This is a genomic window from Sphingobacteriales bacterium (genome assembly GCA_016700115.1).
Classification (GTDB): domain Bacteria; phylum Bacteroidota; class Bacteroidia; order Chitinophagales; family UBA2359; genus UBA2359.
In genome coordinates this window covers 90756-107827 of record CP064999.1, presented here as the reverse complement: position 1 = coordinate 107827, position 17072 = coordinate 90756, and the positions used below count along the sequence as shown (strand labels likewise).

The 17072-nt window shown below is 38.8% G+C and carries 15 protein-coding genes; 9 read left to right on the top strand and 6 right to left on the bottom strand.

All coding sequences use genetic code 11. The features are described 5' to 3' along the window. Positions 1 to 3: 3 nt before the first annotated feature. The 5 genes from IPM47_00435 (at position 4) to IPM47_00415 (ending at position 5430) form a co-directional block, all read left to right on the top strand. The gene (locus IPM47_00435; protein QQS31354.1) at positions 4 to 1554 is read left to right on the top strand and encodes an Rne/Rng family ribonuclease; all 1551 of its coding nucleotides are present in this window, start codon (positions 4 to 6) and stop codon (positions 1552 to 1554) included. A 343-nt stretch (positions 1555 to 1897) separates the two neighbouring features. Further along, complete coding sequence (locus IPM47_00430) at positions 1898 to 3211, top strand: glycosyltransferase (GenBank protein ID QQS29453.1); 1314 nt, start codon at positions 1898 to 1900, stop codon at positions 3209 to 3211. A 68-nt stretch (positions 3212 to 3279) separates the two neighbouring features. Next, on the top strand, positions 3280 to 4392 hold the full coding sequence (locus IPM47_00425) for an undecaprenyl/decaprenyl-phosphate alpha-N-acetylglucosaminyl 1-phosphate transferase (GenBank protein QQS29452.1): 1113 nt from the start codon (positions 3280 to 3282) through the stop codon (positions 4390 to 4392). Between the two features lie 43 nt (positions 4393 to 4435). Next, a complete protein-coding gene (crcB, locus tag IPM47_00420; GenBank protein QQS29451.1) occupies positions 4436 to 4801 on the top strand; it encodes a fluoride efflux transporter CrcB in 366 nt (121 codons plus the stop codon). Between the two features lie 8 nt (positions 4802 to 4809). Next, positions 4810 to 5430 (top strand): hypothetical protein, encoded by a 621-nt coding sequence (locus IPM47_00415; protein ID QQS29450.1) that lies wholly within the window; start codon positions 4810 to 4812, stop codon positions 5428 to 5430. A gap of 11 nt (positions 5431 to 5441) precedes the next feature. Here the strand turns inward: IPM47_00415 and IPM47_00410 are convergent, their stop codons facing one another. Further along, the gene (locus tag IPM47_00410; protein ID QQS29449.1) at positions 5442 to 5957 is read right to left on the bottom strand and encodes a hypothetical protein; all 516 of its coding nucleotides are present in this window, start codon (positions 5955 to 5957) and stop codon (positions 5442 to 5444) included. Positions 5958 to 5968: 11 nt separating this feature from the next. Further along, positions 5969 to 6715 carry a TlpA family protein disulfide reductase gene (locus tag IPM47_00405; GenBank protein ID QQS29448.1) on the bottom strand — a complete coding sequence of 249 codons (747 nt, stop codon included), beginning with the start codon at positions 6713 to 6715 and terminating at the stop codon, positions 5969 to 5971. A gap of 433 nt (positions 6716 to 7148) precedes the next feature. Between IPM47_00405 and IPM47_00400 the strand changes: the two genes are divergently transcribed. The 3 genes from IPM47_00400 to IPM47_00390 all read left to right on the top strand — a co-directional run bounded on the left by IPM47_00400 (position 7149) and on the right by IPM47_00390 (position 11495). After that, positions 7149 to 8993: a 2-oxoacid:acceptor oxidoreductase subunit alpha gene (locus IPM47_00400; protein ID QQS29447.1), complete on the top strand. Its 1845-nt coding sequence runs from the start codon at positions 7149 to 7151 to the stop codon at positions 8991 to 8993. An 11-nt stretch (positions 8994 to 9004) separates the two neighbouring features. Then, complete coding sequence (locus tag IPM47_00395) at positions 9005 to 10027, top strand: type IX secretion system membrane protein PorP/SprF (GenBank protein ID QQS29446.1); 1023 nt, start codon at positions 9005 to 9007, stop codon at positions 10025 to 10027. A gap of 118 nt (positions 10028 to 10145) precedes the next feature. Then, a complete protein-coding gene (locus IPM47_00390) occupies positions 10146 to 11495 on the top strand; it encodes a hypothetical protein (GenBank protein ID QQS29445.1) in 1350 nt (449 codons plus the stop codon). A gap of 65 nt (positions 11496 to 11560) precedes the next feature. Here IPM47_00390 and IPM47_00385 read toward each other — a convergent pair whose 3' ends face one another. Next, positions 11561 to 12364: an IS4 family transposase gene (locus IPM47_00385; protein QQS29444.1), complete on the bottom strand. Its 804-nt coding sequence runs from the start codon at positions 12362 to 12364 to the stop codon at positions 11561 to 11563. A gap of 11 nt (positions 12365 to 12375) precedes the next feature. Then, on the bottom strand, positions 12376 to 12861 hold the full coding sequence (locus IPM47_00380) for a DUF4372 domain-containing protein (protein ID QQS29443.1): 486 nt from the start codon (positions 12859 to 12861) through the stop codon (positions 12376 to 12378). A 245-nt stretch (positions 12862 to 13106) separates the two neighbouring features. Between IPM47_00380 and IPM47_00375 the strand changes: the two genes are divergently transcribed. Beyond that, positions 13107 to 13964 (top strand): helix-turn-helix domain-containing protein, encoded by an 858-nt coding sequence (locus IPM47_00375; GenBank protein QQS29442.1) that lies wholly within the window; start codon positions 13107 to 13109, stop codon positions 13962 to 13964. A 222-nt stretch (positions 13965 to 14186) separates the two neighbouring features. On the opposite strand, the gene IPM47_00370 is transcribed toward IPM47_00375, so the two are convergent. Continuing rightward, on the bottom strand, positions 14187 to 15662 hold the full coding sequence (locus IPM47_00370) for an SUMF1/EgtB/PvdO family nonheme iron enzyme (protein ID QQS29441.1): 1476 nt from the start codon (positions 15660 to 15662) through the stop codon (positions 14187 to 14189). A gap of 256 nt (positions 15663 to 15918) precedes the next feature. Then, complete coding sequence (locus tag IPM47_00365) at positions 15919 to 16941, bottom strand: PorP/SprF family type IX secretion system membrane protein (GenBank protein ID QQS29440.1); 1023 nt, start codon at positions 16939 to 16941, stop codon at positions 15919 to 15921. Between the last annotated feature and the right edge of the window lie 131 nt (positions 16942 to 17072).

The following is a 17072-nucleotide window of genomic DNA, read 5'->3' as shown; positions in this document are numbered from 1 at the left end:
ACTTTGAATAAGGATTTGATTTTAGATGTTACTTCTTCCGGGATAGAAATAGCCCTGTTAGAGGATGACCGTTTAGTCGAACTACATCAGGAGAAATACGACAATCAGTTTGGTGTAGGCGATATTTTTGTGGCCCGAATTAAGAAAACCGTAGCCGGATTAAATGCTGCATTCGTTGACATAGGCTTTGGAAAAGATGCCTTTTTGCATTATTCTGATCTAAGCCCTCAAATGTTGTCGGTAAAAAAATATGCAGAACAGGTCATCAGTGGAAAACACAATTCTCATCTTTTAAGTAATTTTGAAGTTGAGCCTGAAATCTTAAAAACGGGTAAAATATCGGATGTACTTACCAAGCGGGATTTGCTGTTGGTTCAGGTGCTGAAAGAATCCATTTCAACAAAAGGGCCAAGGTTAAGTTGCGAAATTACGCTTGCCGGAAGGTTTATGGTCTTAAACCCTTTCAATAATAATGTATCTGTTTCCCGCAAAATCAAACAACCTGAAGAGCGGTTAAGATTGCAGCGGTTGGCTGAAAGTATTAAACCTCAAAATTTCGGACTTATCGTCCGTACCGCAGCTGAAAACAGAAAGGTAGCAGAACTTCATGAAGATATAGAATCCTTGTTATCCAAGTGGCAACTACTCTATCAGGAGCTTAGGTCGGCCAATCCTCCTCAAAAAATAATGAGTGAGGTCAATAAGGCTTCCGGAATTTTGCGCGACTTACTCAATCCGACGTTTTCGCGAGTTGTGGTAAATGATAAGTCAGTTGCTGCCGAAGTGAGCAGTTTTGTCAGCGAAATTGAACCCGGCGCGGAAAAAATAGTATCGTATTATAGTGGTAAAACACCGGTGTTTGATTACTACAAAGTAACCAAACAGATTAAATCTGCTTTTGGCAAAAATGTTAACTTGCCGAGCGGTGCCTATTTAGTGGTTGAACACACTGAAGCACTCCATGTGATTGACGTGAATAGCGGGCACAAAATGTCATCAAACAGCAATCAGGATTCAAACGCATTGGCGGTTAACTTAGAAGCGGTTACAGAAATTGCCCGGCAATTGAGGCTCAGAGATTTAGGCGGCATCATCATTATTGATTTTATAGACCAGAAATCGTCTGAAAGTAAAAAGATTTTGCAGCGGCGAATGGAAGAAGCGATGCAAGCCGATCGGGCAAGGCATACTATTTTACCCCTAAGCCAGTTTGGCATCATGCAAATCACGCGTGAACGGGTAAGACCCGAATTACAAATTGCAACAGCCGAAGTTTGCCCTACTTGTCGGGGAACAGGAAGAGTCAAAGCAACCATACTTCTGATAGATGAAATAGAAAATAATCTGAGTTATTTATTGAATGAATTAGATTATCAGCAGTTGAAACTGTCCGTTCACCCGTTTGTAGAAGCCTATATAAAAAAGGGCATCATTTCACGACAATGGAAATGGTTTTGGAAACATAAAAAATGGGTATCCGTGATATTAAATACGCAGTACTCTCTGACCGAATATAGTTTTTTTGATAGTCAAAACGAGGAAATCAAACTTTAGGAGCTATAGCTCTTTTAAATTTGCTGAGGCGGTATTCAGGACAAAAATCTGATAAAAAAAATTAGTAGTCCACAACATTATTTACGACTTAAAAATTTAAAAATAAATCTGCTTCTTTGATTTAAATCCTTGTTTTTAAAGCATTAAAGCATTATGTTTTTATGGAAAGAATGGTTTTTTAAGAAAAACAAATCAGAGGTCTAACGATATTTTTTTTAAACAATAGATACGAAATTGATTGTTTTACGTACATTTGTTTGTTGAATAAAGACTTTTCGATGGCAATTGCTATTTGCCGCTAAAACAAGTAGAAGAGACTTAGAAAAAGATAAAAATCAACTACATGCCGAGAGTTCTACGAATAATAAACAGGTTGAATTTAGGAGGCCCTACATTTAATGCGGCACTGTTAACAAAACACCTTGCGCCTGAATATGAAACGATGTTGGTGGCAGGTATGAAAGAAGATGTAGAAGAAAGTTCTGAGTTTATTTTAAATGACTTAGGTATAGAGCCGGTCTATATTTCTGATATGTTTCGTTCAATAAATCCGCTTCGCGATTTACCGGCATACAGACAACTCAAAAAAATCATCCGTCAGTTTAAGCCGGATATTGTACATACACATGCGGCCAAAGCAGGAGCATTAGGTCGCCTTGCTGCGATTGATTGCGGAGTTCCTGTGGTGGTTCATACTTTTCACGGACATGTTTTTCATTCTTATTTCGGGGCTCTAAAAACTCGTTTTTATATCGAGATCGAGCGTTGGTTAGCCAAAAACAGTTCTAAAATCATAGCCATCAGCCCATCACAAAAAAATGAACTTAGTCAAACCTATAATATTTGTTCTGATAATGAAATCGAAGTAATACCATTAGGTTTTGATTTGAATCGTTTTCAAACTAACCAAACCGAAAAACGCGATAATTTCAGAACCAAGTACCAGATTGCAGAAGACGAGATAGCAATTGGAATCATCGGGCGGTTAGTTCAAATAAAAAATCACGGATTGTTTTTAAGGAGTTTAAAAGAAATACTTGCCCAATCTTCGCAAAAAATAAGAGCTTTTATCGTGGGAAATGGCGAAGAATACCACCATCTTATTCAATTGGCCCGAGAGTTAGAAATTCCCTTCTCAACACCAAATTTCAACAACCAACAACAAACCCCGCTAACTTTTACCTCCTGGATAAAAAATGTTGATGAGGTGTATGCCGGTATTGATATTGTAGCCCTGAGTTCATTGAACGAAGGAACTCCTGTTAGTCTGATAGAAGCACAAGCAGCCAACAAGCCAATCGTAAGTACAAATGTAGGTGGTGTTTGTGATGTGGTTTTGCCGGGTAAAACTGCGCTGATTTCTCCCAGCAATAACAGACCACAGTTTACACAGCAATTGCTGAAGTTGGTCGAAAATGAATCCCTGAGATTCAAGTTAGGTAAAAACGGGCATTATTTTGTCAACAAAAAATATCACTATTCCAGATTGGTTAATGACGTAGATCAACTTTATCAAAATCTACTGACCCAAAAAGCTCCCGCCAAGTTAAAACCACAGGTTCAACCATTACCACAGCCTATCCATCTAACACCTGCTATCGCAAATGCCAAGAAATTGGCAGCAGTTTCTATGGTAAGTAACTTTGCACAAAAGTAAGTGCTGGAAAGAATGGTTTTCACCCGATTTAAAAAGTTATAACCCATGCAGTTGGGCCGAGAAGCATCATGCAGTCAGAAATTTCTAGCCTTCCTTTAATAGTATATGCTGCATTTGGCATAATCGCAACTGCATTCGCAGTCATCGTCAACTACCTTTTTTTGCGCTCAATCAAAAATATCGGCCATCATAATAAAAACGCAAATGGTCACGATAATTTAGTTCGATGGGCGGCTAATACCAAACCTATTATAGGTGGGTTCTCAATGTTTATCGTCTTTCTCCTATCTGTAAGTTCTTATTATTTACTTCCCTTTAAAAATACAGAACTGCCACCTCGCGAACTATTTGCTTTGTTAAGCAGTGTTTCGATGGGTTTCATTATAGGTTTGGTGGACGATTCTTTTCACATGTTACCTGCTTTTAAATTCGTGGGACAAATTGTTTGCGCCTTGCTTATGATTAGCATGGGGGTTTATATTTCTATTGCCGATAGTTATATTCTGAATGTAGCATTTACCATATTTTGGGTGGTTGGGATAATGAATGCCATCAACATGATTGACAATATGGATGGAATTGCCACGATTGTTTCGTTGGGAATTCTGGCTTGTTTTATTACAATCATGTACCTGACCGGGGGATTTACAGATTTCTATACCATCATTTTTGTGGGTGCTATGTCTGCTTTGCTTGGGTTTTTATATTTTAACTGGCATCCTTCTAAAATGTTTATGGGCGATTCGGGCAGTCAGTTTCTCGGTGCTTTATTAGCTTTTGCCGGAATTGTGCTAACCTGGCAATTCAAATCAGAAGATAGTTCTTCCTTATATTTTCCACAATTTATCCTTCCGGCAATTGTCTTTGCCTTACCTATTATTGACACAACAACCGTGTTTATTTACCGTCTTGCCAGAAAACAGTCGCCTTTTGTTGGCGGTCGGGACCACACCACGCATCATTTGGCTTATTGCGGGTTTTCTGATAAATCAGTAGCACTAATTTTTGCAATTTTTGCCCTGTTTTCGGTCGTTGCCGCCTGTTTTTTGACACAAAACTTTGTTAATAAACCCTACCACCTTCCTGTAATCGCAGTTATCTATTTAGTAGTCCTTTTTATTGGAATACAAATTTCATATCGCATCGGCAAAGCACGGCATCTTAAAAAACTTAAAGAATAGATTATCTTATCCTGAAGCAGGCAGCAGAAAATTAAATCAAAAGATGACTGATTATTTATTGGTTTTTTTGGGTGGGGGATTGGGCAGTATGTTACGATTAGGGCTTTCTAAGTATAACACAGTAAGTGCAACAATTTTACCACTTGGAACTATTACCGCCAATATATTGAGCAGCCTTGCTTTCGGAGCTTTAATCGGATGGGTAAGCAACCGCACAAATATACCTCCTTCATTCCGCATTTTTTTTGGAATAGGCTTTTGTGGAGGGTTCAGTACTTTTTCTACGTTTAGTTTCGAAACGTTTTATTTTCTTAAAACAGGACAACCTATTTACGCATTTCTTAATGTGGGGTTAAGTTTGGTTGGTTGTTTACTGGGTATTTATGCAGGGTATAGTTTAACCAAATAAACCTAACGATGTATAGGGTATTACTGACCGGCTTCAATGCATTTGGCGAGTTTAAAGAAAATCCCACGCAAACTATAATACAGGAATTTGAAACCTTTAATAGGGATGTTATTCTGTATAAATCTGTTTTAGAAGTTGATTTTAAAGCCACATCTCAGCAGTATCACGAAGTGTTAAATTCTGTAATGCCTCATTTTATCATTAACTTGGGATTATCTGCCGAATCACCGGTTATACAAGTTGAAAAAACAGCGCTCAATCTTGGATTTGACCGGTATAATGAAGCCCTTCATTTTAGTCTCCACCCTAACGGGCCCATAGCCTATTTCAGCAATTTGCCGGTTGAGAATATAGTCCGACATCTTTTGTCGAAAAATATTCCGGTGATGCAGTCAAACCATGCAGGCTCCTATTTGTGCAATATGGTCTATTACCAATCTTTATCATGGTGCGAAGAACAACAATATTGCAAAGCTTTGTTTGTTCATATTCCCTTGACTACAAAACTGGCAGCGCAATATTGCAGGGAAAAACACAAAGGGTTTCCTTCATTGCCCAAGACGCTTGTAGTTAAAATGCTTAATCAAGTCATCAATTACTGCTTACCAGATTTATCAACAAAAGAATAAAAGCAACAAGATTAGTACCCTGCTTTTTTTCTGTTTAATTCTTCTCTGATGAATCGGCTTTCTTCCAACAGTTGCAGCAATTCTGCATTTAATTTATCCATCCGCTCTTCTATTTTTTTTAACTGTTCTTCTAATCCGGCGATTTCATTTTTGCGAATGGTTTCTTGAATAAGGGCCTGATTATCTATTGCTGTATTATTTGTTGGCGTAGTATTTTGCCAATTGTTGTTATTATCGGCGGGTGGTGGTTTGAAAATGATTTTTTGGCCAGCATTCTCTGAATTGGAGGGTAGGGAAGAGGGCATTTGTTTGTCAGGAGTAGCCGGATCATTTTTTTGCCAATTTGGATTAGCTTCTTTATAGCTTTTGGGAGGAACAAAAACGGGGGGATTTGTACTTGGAACAGGCTGTTGAGGCTGACGCAAATCTGAATGTGCAGGAGCGGGTGTAAACGGCAATTCATCAATGCTTCTGCTGGTATAATAGGAAGGATTATTTTCATAGTCATTCCTGTCCTGAACTGCCAATTCAGGATCAATCAGATTATTTCTATAGGTAACAATTTGTGCTTGATGGTAACCGGCTCAATTGCATGATCCCGTGCATAAAGCGCATCATCATAGTTGTAATAGGTGCCTAAATAAGAAGCAATGGTGGTGGTGTTATTTTTTTCTTTATAGATTTGACCCAAATGGGATATATGAGTGTATTGGTGAAAGATTTCTGAATTGATGGGGAAAATAGCCAGAAAAACGCGATAAAACATTTCTTCAACCATTTGATTGCTTTCTAACAACTGGTCAATATCAGAGAAGGACAAATTCTTTCCAAGAAAACGATTGCCGGGGCCCAAGAGAAATCGGGTAATTGGAGCAGTAACGCCATAGTCTTTCACAACTTTTGCTTCATACATCTGAGGCAACATCGTTTCATACCGAACACCCCCTCCATATTTGGAAATCGCTTGTCGCACAACATTATCATCATTTTCGAGCGAAATATTGATTACTTCAAACCCATTTGCATTAGTAAATTCTTTTGAACTATATTTCCTTTCTAATGCGATTAGTTGTGGATGTACGGTGATATACTCAGGGCAATTAGGTTGAGCGAAATTCACTAAAACATATTTATCTTTCATATTGCTTAATCTGATCAAATCACCTTCCATACCAAAAAGTTGGAAATCGGGCATTTCCTGACCAATTTCTTGTCCTTTGACAGTGGAAAAAGAAATAAAAAGAATAGCAAGTGTGGTTAGATAAAATTTGTTAAAGTATTGCATATTAAATATCGTTTGCCAAATTCAAAAAACTTTGGCGAAGAACTATTTTAAGTTTAATAGAAAAAAACACCTTTTAAGCAAAAATAACAGTGAAATTGTATGCTTAAATAAGTTGATTTACAAGTCGTAAAAGTAATCAATAAATAAGATTGTTAGATATTATTTTGTTCTTTTTATACTCTTTTACTTTGCAATGACATTTTTTTGTCTGTATCAAGCGAAGGTGTTACTTGAGACAAATTGGTTTCTCAAATCAATTCCTGCAAAATTCCGACTAATTTCCTCATATTGATTAACTTTGCCTGCTTTCCAAACAGAAGATTCCTTTATGCGCAAAACAGATAGAAATTGACGTTCCTGCGCAATTAAATTAAAGGGCAGTTGGTTGGATGTTAAAATTAGTTGTTTATCCTTTTTATTCCCTTTTTAAAACATGGCAAATATAAACACTGAGCAATTGCTGGAAGTAACCATTAAGTTTGCGGGCGATTCCGGAGACGGAATGCAGTTAACCGGAACTGAATTTACGACCAATACGGCATTAACCGGAAGCGACCTTGCTACTTTTCCCGATTTTCCTGCTGAAATCCGTGCACCCCAAGGCACATTGCCCGGTGTTTCGGGGTATCAGTTGCATTTTGGAAGCAAATTGATTTTTACACCCGGAGACACATGCGATGTGTTGGTTGCCATGAATGTTGCAGCATTAAAAGCTAACCTCAGCACGTTAAAAAAGGGAGGCATCATCATTGCCGATATTGCAGGTTTTGACTCCAAAAATCAAAGACTTGCCAAAAGCGCAACCAATCCTTTGGAAGATAACAGCCTGAACGAATACCGGATTATTCAAATGGACATAACCAAGCTGACAAGAGATTGTCTGAAAGATTTGCAACTTGGCACCAAAGAAAAAGACCGTTCTAAAAACATGTTTGTTTTAGGATTTTTGTATTGGATGTATAACCGAACGATGGATAGCACCCTCTTTTTTTTAGAGAACAAGTTTAAAAAACAACCTGATATTTTAGAGGCTAATCTTCGTGCGCTGAAAGCAGGGTATTATTTTGGCGATACGACCGAAACTTTTACTTCTCGTTATGAAATAAAAGCCGCCCCGATGGCATCCGGCCGATACCGGAGTATTATGGGCAATCAGGCTTTGGTTATCGGATTGATTACAGCTGCACGCAAAGCAAATTTAACAATGTTTTATGGATCTTATCCAATAACTCCGGCATCCGACATTTTGCACGGGCTGGCACAATATAAGCATTACGGAGTAACTACGTTTCAGGCCGAAGATGAGATAGCAGCGATTTGTTCAGCAATCGGGGCGGCTTATGGTGGCAGTTTAGCTGTTACAGGCACTTCAGGACCCGGTATGGCCCTGAAAGCAGAAGGAATGGGCCTGGCAGTTATGCTCGAATTGCCTTTGGTTATTTGTAATATCCAACGCGGAGGACCTTCGACGGGATTGCCTACCAAAACTGAACAGGCGGATTTACTTCAAGCACTGTATGGCAGGAATGGTGAATGTCCGATGCCTGTTTTAGCCGCAAAATCTCCATCAGATTGCTTTTATGTAGCCATTGAAGCCTGCAGAATTGCTATTGAATACATGACTCCGGTTATTTTGTTAAGTGATGGGTATATTGCCAATGGTGCCGAACCCTGGCTTTTTCCGAATTCTGAAGATATCCCACCCATCCAACCCCATTTTAAAAAAGAATTAGAGGAGAATGAAGTATTTATGCCCTATAAACGCGATGAAAACCATGTACGCCCCTGGGCAATTCCGGGTATAAAAGGGTTGCAACACCGCGTCGGTGGGTTAGAAAAAGAAGAAAACACCGGAAATATCTCTTACGGTCCGGCTAATCATGAGTATATGGTTAAAATACGAGAAGCGAAAGTAGAAAAAATTGCAGATTTTCTGCCGCTTCAAACCATAGATTCGGGTCCCTCTTCCGGAAAATTATTGGTGTTAGGTTGGGGGTCAACTTATGGCGCTATAAAATCTGCGGTAACAGAATTGAACGAACAAGGCTTTGAAGTGGCTCATGCTCATTTGCGATACATACGTCCGTTGCCGAAAAATTTAGGTGAAATTTTAAGAAATTACGAAAAAGTGCTCATCCCTGAGATTAATGCCGGTCAGTTGGTAAAAATTATACGCGATCAGTATTTAATTCCGGCTTATCGGTTCAACAAAATCCAAGGTCTGCCGTTGTTTAAATACGAACTCATCAACGCAATACGGGATCTTTTAGAAAGTTAAATAAAAATGGGATGAATTATTACCAAAAGTTCTTTTTAGTTGTTTCGGTTATTTTCGCTTTATTTAGTGTCAATACCCAAATTTTTGCACAACAACAAGCAGGCAATTTATTTAATCGGGTAATCTATTCTAATGATTATTATTTTGCCCTGCCAATGTATAACCCTGCAGCAGCAGGAGATGCCAATCAGCCTTCTATCGGAGTCTCAGGCAGTTTTGGAAAAGTTCCGCCGGATTCCAAACCTCTGAATACCAATTTTTTTGTTCATGGTGCGATACCCTCTTTAAAAAGTGGAATCGGACTAACCATGCAGTATCATAAATTTGATGATACATATCTTGTGGGTGCAGGAGCTTCACAACAAACATTTCCGACCAACAAGCGTTTGCTGAATCTGGGATTGATATACAGCTATATGTTTGAGGTAGGTGAAATCTCGAAACTCAAAATCGGGTTAGGCGCATCATTACTGCATTTTAAAACCGATCAAATTCAAACTTTCCAGGGTCCTTCTTCGCAACCTGTATTAGCGGCAAATGAACGTTTTTTTAAACCGAGTTTTGATATTGGACTTTCTGCCACTATATTGGATTTTTATGCCGGTCTTGCCGTGAAGTATTTTAACCAGCCCAGTTTCAAGTTTTATGAACCCGGGATGGAAAATATTTTTTACCGAAGTGCCTATATTTATGCAGGATATAGATGGGGAATTTTGGAAGATAAACTTGTTTTGCGTCCTGCTGTAATGGTGAATCCGTTAGCCAGAAATACCGGTGGATTTGGCGCAGGCAGTGATCCTTATGTAGATCTGTCATTATTGGTCAGCTATAACGATATTGTATTCGCCGGAACTTCTTACAAAATAAATGACGACCCTTTTTTCTTGTCTTTGATAGTTGGCACAAGATTGGGCAAAGTTTTTCAGACAACATTCTCTTACCATCTTCCAAAGAAAAACACAGTTGATGGGTTTTCCCGTTTAGAGGCCAGTTTGGGTTTCTTTTTACAATCACAAGACTCTAACGATTGGTAAAGATTGATAGATTATATTTTAGCCGACAATTGTATCTTATACACCTAAAACCGCTATTCAAGTCAGCGGTTTTTTTTATCTTTGAATACATGATTGTCAAATAAAACTAATCTGCTTTATGAACCGGTTAAATTTTGCCAACTTATCGTCCTTTGTAAATCCACCTGAACTTAACGAATATCACATTTATTCTTTCAATTTGTTCCACGCGCATTTTTCAAAACAACGCATTCAGGGGTTTTTTTTATGTTTGGCTTGTAGTTTTTTGCTATTTACTACACAACCTTTAAACGCACAGCCCAATACCCCGCCCATTACTCCGGATATTGAATTGTGCTCTGTGGCTTCTGAATCAGTGTCGTTTCAACTTAGCACTATTGTTACTGACGAACAAGGGAACTTTATTGTTTATAATATTCAACAGTTGCCAACCGGTGGAATTGTTATGTTTGACTCGACAGGAGATTTTGCTTATACGCCTCAGGCAATCGGATTTCAGGACTACTTTATTTATACCGCCTGTGATATTTATGGTGCCTGTAGCAGTGGAACAGTATTCATTCATCTGGCAGAAATGGAATCACTGCCTCCGATAGAACCTATTATTCAAAATTTATCTACCCAATCAGGACTCTCGGTTGATATTTGTGATGGCAATATTGGCTGGGCTTGGGCAAACAATTGTTTCCCTAATCTTTACACGGTGTGCATCACCCATAATGAAAGTTTAGGTCAAATTTACTATATCAATGATAATTGTGTTTACTACCAACCCGCAGGAACAACCGGCACCGATACGATAAAAGTTGTTGGTTGTGGAGATGTGCCTCCTCCAATGATTTATACCTGCAACGGATGGGAACAGATGGATATATGCAGCCATCAATACTATATTATTACAATTGAACCGGTAAATATTGACTTTACCGAAATTCATGAAATTTCTTGCGACTCAATCATTTATATCGGAGATTTAGGATACCCTACCTGGGTAACTCCGACTATTATTGACCCACCTTCAAACGGCAACGCAACTATAGTTCCGGATGGATTATGGAGCGCATTGGTTTATAATCCGTATCAGGGTTTTATTGGATCTGATACGGTGATTGTAGAATGTGCCGAAGCCACTCAGATTACCTGTCAGACCGGAATGTATATTTTCAATGTGGATTGTACGAATAACCAATCTTCGGCTTTTTCAAATCCTGTAGTTCCAAAATTGTTTTATGACAGTTCTTCAAACAACTTAAACATTCAGATTCAGCATCAGCAATTCGGACAGATTGGGCTGACTCTATTTAGTCTTTCGGGCAGTGTAGCGGTTACTGCTCAAACAACAAGTATAACACCAACTGCTTATGCTTTCTCATTACCATCCTTACCTAATGGAATATATTTGGCTATGCTGCATTTTAACGGAAGGCAATATGTAGAAAAAATTTGGATTGGCAGATCAACAAAATAAGCACCAGTATCTACTGCCGACAAGCTAACAGGGTATAAAAATTAACACTATTAAACGGGTAATCTTTAAAAAACGGCAAAAAACAATTGTAAGCCCTTTATTTTCAAGGAATTTTTCCAAGCCTTCAAAAACCTACCCCCCTCTATTTTAGAATAAATCAATTTGGATACTAGGCGATTTGTTTCGTTTTTGAGCTTGCTGTAAGCTCTTCGGCTGTTTTGCACCATCCAAAATATTTCAAGATAACTGATTAGATGAATTCTAATGAGTGCTGCAATGGTTGAAAAGGCTTTTTTGCTCTCTGATTTTACCCGAAGCACTTGCAGTAAAAGTTGTGCAATCAGGGTACACCAGATTTGAGTTTTGATGCCGTTCTCTGTTTCGGAATAAAAGTAATGCAGCTGAAAATTCTGCTTGAGCTTCTTGAAAAGCAACTCAATGTTCCATCGCAGCTTGTATAGATAGGCGACTTCTTCATGGCTTATCTCAAAATTATTGGTGATAAAGTCATACATACGCCCTTTTTCATCCCTGTAAGTTACCTTTCGAAGGCGCAAAGTCTTTTCTTGTTTATCTTCTTTGTATGCAAGTAAGATGCGTTCTTCCGACAAAACACCCGCTTGGTTCTTTGCCGGCTCTGCTGTAAATAAAACTTCCTGTGTCTGATAAACAGCATTCTTTTTCAAACGGCATACAAAATTGATTTGTCGTTCTGTCCATTGAGCAAATTGAAGATAATGGTTGTAAGCCCTGTCAAACACAACCATGCTGTGAGGCGACAGATGCAAATATTGCAGAAAATTCTTGTCATGCTGTTTAGCTTCACTGATTTTTACAAACTCTGGCGTATCACTGTGGGCATCAATCATCATATGAACTTTCAGTCCGCCTTTTTCTTCCCTTCATTCTTGAGATTGCGACCAACTCCTTTCATAATGTTCGAAAATAGGCGTATCGTACTTGAATCGAAAATGAAAAGTTTGGAAAAGGAGACATTCCCAATCCGGCTGACCGACAAAATAGGCTTAAAATGCTCGAGTAACATAAAATAAACGGCTTGGTAAAATTCATTGTCTCGACCTCTAAGACCATCGCCTGCCGTACTCTTTGCCGGTGATTTATCCATGCCCAAATGATTGAGTTTGCCTGTTAAACCCTGCATACCATCACAGATTTCTCCCATAGAATCACATCGACTCAATATCCCGAATAGCATCGTAACAAGTTGTGTCCACGAATCATAGGTCTTGTAATAATGATCTGATTGGTACTTATTAACAAGCAAATCAAATTTGTTGCGTGGAACAAATTCTAATAACTGTTTGAATATCGGCTGACCGACTAAATGCTTATCTTTGTCTCTCATATTTTTAGTTTGTAGTAGAACCAAAATATGAAAAAAGGAGCTTGCCCCGATGGGCAGCTCCTTAATTTATTTTTTGTCGGTTAGTAGTGAAAAATTAAGACAATTCAATGCCCTTTAACTTCTCTTAAACAAGAGGAAAAAAAAATTTTTTAAAAAACTAAAAATATTTGCAAAAATATTTGGTGGTCTGCAAATAATATTGGTACTTTGTGGAGAATTATTTTATTCATTAAAATTAGACAGCCATGAAAATTGCAAATGCCAATTTTAAGTACATTAGAACAGAAAAGTTTGATTTGAATCAGGCAGATTTCGGGGCTATGCTTGGTATTAAACGCGGTGCCGTTGGTTCTTATGAAGAAGGACGCGCAGATGTTCAAATGGATGTTATGTTAAAGTTAGTGAAACTTTACAACTCCACTTTTTTCCCAAAGATTAACTTAGATGTTTTGGTCAACCATGATTTGCGTCAGGGAGATTTGTTTGATACTTCAACAAATCAATACACTCAGCCCGGAGCGGCAGATTTAAAAGGGAAAAATCTGGATGTCAGAACCCTGACTATTTCAACAGATGAGGCGGGAAAAGAAAATATTGAGTATGTTGATGCAGAAAGTGCTCAGGCAAGTGCCGGTTACTTAAATGGGTATGCAGATACAGAATTTATCTCTTCGCTGCCAAAGTTCAGGCTGCCCTTTTTGCCGGATAACTCTACCTACCGGGCTTTTAAAATCAAAGGAGACTCTATGCTTCCTCTGCCATCAGGTTCTATTGTTATTGGTGAATATACACAGGATTGGGAATCGCTCAAAAGCGGGGATACTTACATAATCATTTCTCAAAACGAAGGCATAGTTTATAAACGAGTTACCAATTTGTTGCAAAAAAGAGGGGTTTTATTGCTTTCTTCCGATAACCCTACTTACGAACCTTATGTAATCAACGCATTAGAAATTGTCGAGGTTTGGAAAGCTAAAGCGTTTATTATCAACGATACTTATATCGGAGATTCACTTTGGGAAAAATTGTTTGCAGAAATTGCTGCACTTAGAGCAGAAGTTAAAAGATTGAAAGGCAACGATAATTACGATTTGCCCAACTAAGATGTAAAACCTGTTTTTCCTTGTTGTTTAATCCTTCATGTTAATCAACCGTTTTAAAAACTTTTAAAAAAAAACCCTTGCCTTATTCGAAAGTGCGAGGGTTTTTTTTGAGTCTGTTTTTATTTAATGAATCAAAAAAGCGGTACCGCAGAGAAATCTGACGGGCACCGCTTTTTTAATATAAAGGCAGAACTGTTTAGGTTAATCAGTTCCTACTCATTTTTAATAAGTTTTTACCTTTTTTGTTTTGGCTTTTATTTTTTTACCGTCAGGGCTTCCCATACGAATCATGGCGCAACGGAAACCGACCGTAGAAGAACCCTGGTCTTCATCCATATAGCGACGGGTTCCGGGAGACAACCAATAGGCTAAATCTGCCCAGGAGCCGCCTTTCACAACACGCGCTTTATCGCTGATAAGTGTTGTTTTATCGCTGTCATAAACAGACATAGACATTTCGTCACCATCACGGTAGTTTTTCACATCTGATTTTCTGAAGTTTGTGCGGTTGCCGATTTCATCTTCTGTCAACTGACGATATTGAATACGACCTAAACTGTCTTTAGGGGCAGCGTTGCCTTGTGCATCAGTTACACGGGTGGTGAAAACATTACCCCGGTGAGGGTTAAAGTCATCAGCATCTAAAGAGGTCATCGGACGATAAACATCTAAACACCATTCGCTCACGTTGCCCCCCATATTGTACAGACCAAAATCGTTGGGAGCATAGCTTCTGACAGGGGCGGTAATTTCCGCGTTGTCGTTAAGATTACCTGCAATACCCATATAGTCACCGGCTCCCCGTTTGAAGTTGGCCATCATATCGCCATGCCATTTACCATGTTTGGCATAACGGACAGTTTCGCCTTTCCAAGGATAGATTTTGCGGTCGGTAAAGCGTTCTTCTTTGTCAGATTCACTGGTAATAGCTAAAGCAGCATATTCCCATTCAGCTTCAGTTGGCAAACGATAATCAGGCAAAAGAATTCCATCGTCAAAGCGAACACGGCGGGTTTCAGCTCCGTTGGGATCGAGGTTTTTCATACCTTTCTTTTCAACACCTTCATATTGGCCCAACAAGTAGGCTTCTGTATTAAAATGTTCTGCTCCGTATTGGTTGGGGTCAAGCTCTAATATGCCTTCTTTGACCATTAGGCCTTCGTTAACACGGTCTGTACGCCATCGGCAGAACTCATTTGCCTGAAGCCAGGTGATACCTACTACGGGATATTCATTGTAAGAAGGCATTCTGAAATAGTTTCTTACATAAGGTTCGTTGTAAGCAAGCTCGCTCAACCAGACTAAGGTATCGGGAATGGCTTTTCTGACAAGTTCTGGATATTGTTCGCCAAAAATCCTGTTAAGCCAATACAAGTACTCACGATAAGCGATGTTGGATACTTCGGTTTCGTCCATATAAAAAGACGAAACAGTTACCCTTCTGGCTACATTGTCATAATCGTAAGTGATATCTTGTTCTACTGCACCCATGGTAAAAGTACCACCGGGAATCAGCACCAAGCCTGGACCGGTTTTTTGATCTTTTTCTTTGGGTGCTTCAAACCCACCCCATTCGGGATCGTTGTAATTCCATCCCGTAGCTGATGAAGTAGGATGTTTTTTGTTACAGGAAGCAATGGTCATAACCACAAGGGCAAACGCCATTAACTGCAAAGGAAATTTAAGCAAGTTTTTCATCTTTTCCTAAGTTTATGATTGTTTTTTTTATTCGTTATGTAGTATTTGCTGTTGAGTAATGCTGTTTTTAATTCTCCTTATGCAACCTAATCAATATAAAATTTCGTCTTTATTAAAATCGCCTGTAAATATAAGGAGATATTTTTGGTATTTAAAAACTTCGGCAAAATTGTTGCAATCGGAGCGACAAAAGTACGGCATTCGGTTCGAAATAACTGCTATTACCTGATTGCCTAACGATGTTTATTGTTATTTATTATCTCGGTGAAAAAATTTCAGGACATTCAGCCGCTTTTTTTCTTCTTATTTTGTCGTTAGCCCCCTTTTTTTGGCCAAAATCAATGATTGCAGCTACTTCATGCGCACCTGCTCCGGTTGATAAGGGTCCAATATTGATGTCATAACTATACCCAAACCTCACAATTCCTGCTTTTATGCCGGCTAATAAGATTAACGCATCCATGTTGCGGATAGTATGTCGCATGAAGATTCCGCCAAAAAAAATTCCTTTTCCCAAATATGAACCGGCATTAACCTGAAAATGTCTGCCCTGATTGATAAACATTAAGTTAGGACTGATATAAAACTGGGTTTCACCGACTACTTTTTGGCCGAGATAAAACACTCTGCCGGCATGAACAGAGGCACGTACTTTGAGATCATTATCTTCGTCGTTGCTGTTGGTAAAAGCCAACGAAGGTGTTGTAACATGCTTGGCCGATGCCCCGATATAAAACTTGCTGTTATAAGCCACAATTCCGCCACCTATATCCAGCCGGTGGATTGAAGTTTGTTCGGGTGTCAGTTCAGAAGTGGTTCCCCCGGTTGAGCCATTTGTAGGATCAATCATATCGGTAAAAACAAGTTTGCTCCAATCCAAAGATTGATTGAAATACCCGATTTGTGCTCCTACTTTTACCTGAAGATCTGAAGAAAATCTCAGTTGATAGGCATATAGTCCGTTCACCTGATAGGTGTTATAAATACCGCCTTCTCCGGCGCGGTCTGCCATGACTGATAAACCGAAGCTGCTGTTCAGATTATCGAAATGTTGGTCATAAGAAGCGGCAAAGGTCAGATACGCATTGCCAAACTGAGGATATTGGTGCCTATAATTTAAAGCAATACGAGGATCCCATGAAAAACCAATCATGGAAGGATTTAAATGTGCAGGTGCTGCATAAAATTGACTGAATTCAGGATCTTGTGCCCAACCTTTTGATGGGAAAATACAACTAAGGGAAAGTAAAACAATTAAAAAACACCATTTCAACTTCATAAAACCGTATTGCTTGTTTTACGGCAAACCAAATAAGTATTTTTGCCGTTTAATCAAAACTATTGTATCTGTTTAAAATCTTTGTAAAAAATTTTTCCTGCCATACTTTGAGAAACCTAACTTCTTTTTCA

What these genes read in the sequence shown, in the direction of transcription:
- IPM47_00405 (QQS29448.1), bottom strand. Translation starts at nt 6,715, where the DNA reads ATGCAATACTTTAACAAATTTTATCTAACCACACTTGCTATTCTTTTT.
- IPM47_00395 (QQS29446.1), top strand. Translation starts at nt 9,005, where the DNA reads ATGAATTATTACCAAAAGTTCTTTTTAGTTGTTTCGGTTATTTTCGCT.
- IPM47_00375 (QQS29442.1), top strand. Translation starts at nt 13,107, where the DNA reads ATGAAAATTGCAAATGCCAATTTTAAGTACATTAGAACAGAAAAGTTT.
- IPM47_00400 (QQS29447.1), top strand. Translation starts at nt 7,149, where the DNA reads ATGGCAAATATAAACACTGAGCAATTGCTGGAAGTAACCATTAAGTTT.
- IPM47_00365 (QQS29440.1), bottom strand. Translation starts at nt 16,941, where the DNA reads ATGAAGTTGAAATGGTGTTTTTTAATTGTTTTACTTTCCCTTAGTTGT.
- IPM47_00425 (QQS29452.1), top strand. Translation starts at nt 3,280, where the DNA reads ATGCAGTCAGAAATTTCTAGCCTTCCTTTAATAGTATATGCTGCATTT.
- IPM47_00385 (QQS29444.1), bottom strand. Translation starts at nt 12,364, where the DNA reads ATGATTGATGCCCACAGTGATACGCCAGAGTTTGTAAAAATCAGTGAA.
- IPM47_00370 (QQS29441.1), bottom strand. Translation starts at nt 15,662, where the DNA reads ATGAAAAACTTGCTTAAATTTCCTTTGCAGTTAATGGCGTTTGCCCTT.
- IPM47_00380 (QQS29443.1), bottom strand. Translation starts at nt 12,861, where the DNA reads ATGAGAGACAAAGATAAGCATTTAGTCGGTCAGCCGATATTCAAACAG.
- IPM47_00415 (QQS29450.1), top strand. Translation starts at nt 4,810, where the DNA reads ATGTATAGGGTATTACTGACCGGCTTCAATGCATTTGGCGAGTTTAAA.
- crcB (QQS29451.1), top strand. Translation starts at nt 4,436, where the DNA reads ATGACTGATTATTTATTGGTTTTTTTGGGTGGGGGATTGGGCAGTATG.
- IPM47_00430 (QQS29453.1), top strand. Translation starts at nt 1,898, where the DNA reads ATGCCGAGAGTTCTACGAATAATAAACAGGTTGAATTTAGGAGGCCCT.
- IPM47_00390 (QQS29445.1), top strand. Translation starts at nt 10,146, where the DNA reads ATGAACCGGTTAAATTTTGCCAACTTATCGTCCTTTGTAAATCCACCT.